At 54.8% G+C, this 746-nt stretch carries 1 rRNA gene; it reads right to left on the reverse strand.

The annotated features are described in order from the left end of the window. Window positions 1-746: ribosomal RNA gene (locus tag QMZ64_RS23020) — 23S ribosomal RNA — on the reverse strand; the annotation flags it as partial.

Below are 746 nucleotides of genomic sequence, written 5' to 3' on the forward strand. Positions count from 1 at the left end.
TTTTAGGAGGCGACCGCCCCAGTCAAACTGCCCACCTGACACTGTCTCCCTGCCCGATAAGGGCAGCGGGTTAGAAGGTCAATACAGCCAGGGTAGTATCCCACCGATGCCTCCACCGAAGCTGGCGCTCCGGTTTCCAAGGCTCCTACCTATCCTGTACAAGCTGTACCAACATTCAATATCAGGCTGCAGTAAAGCTCCACGGGGTCTTTCCGTCCTGTCGCGGGTAACCTGCATCTTCACAGGTACTATAATTTCACCGAGTCTCTCGTTGAGACAGTGCCCAGATCGTTGCGCCTTTCGTGCGGGTCGGAACTTACCCGACAAGGAATTTCGCTACCTTAGGACCGTTATAGTTACGGCCGCCGTTTACTGGGGCTTCAATTCGCACCTTCGCTTACGCTAAGCGCTCCTCTTAACCTTCCAGCACCGGGCAGGCGTCAGCCCCTATACTTCGCCTTACGGCTTCGCAGAGACCTGTGTTTTTGCTAAACAGTCGCCTGGGCCTATTCACTGCGGCTCTCTCGGGCTTGCACCCTAACAGAGCACCCCTTCTCCCGAAGTTACGGGGTCATTTTGCCGAGTTCCTTAACGAGAGTTCTCTCGATCACCTTAGGATTCTCTCCTCGCCTACCTGTGTCGGTTTGCGGTACGGGCACCTCTCACCTCGCTAGAGGCTTTTCTTGGCAGTGTGGAATCAGGAACTTCGCTACTATATTTCGCTCGCCATCACAGCTCAGCCTTAC

It is taken from the genome of Bacillus sp. LB7, from assembly GCF_030449715.1.
Taxonomy (GTDB): domain Bacteria; phylum Bacillota; class Bacilli; order Bacillales; family Bacillaceae; genus Bacillus; species Bacillus paralicheniformis.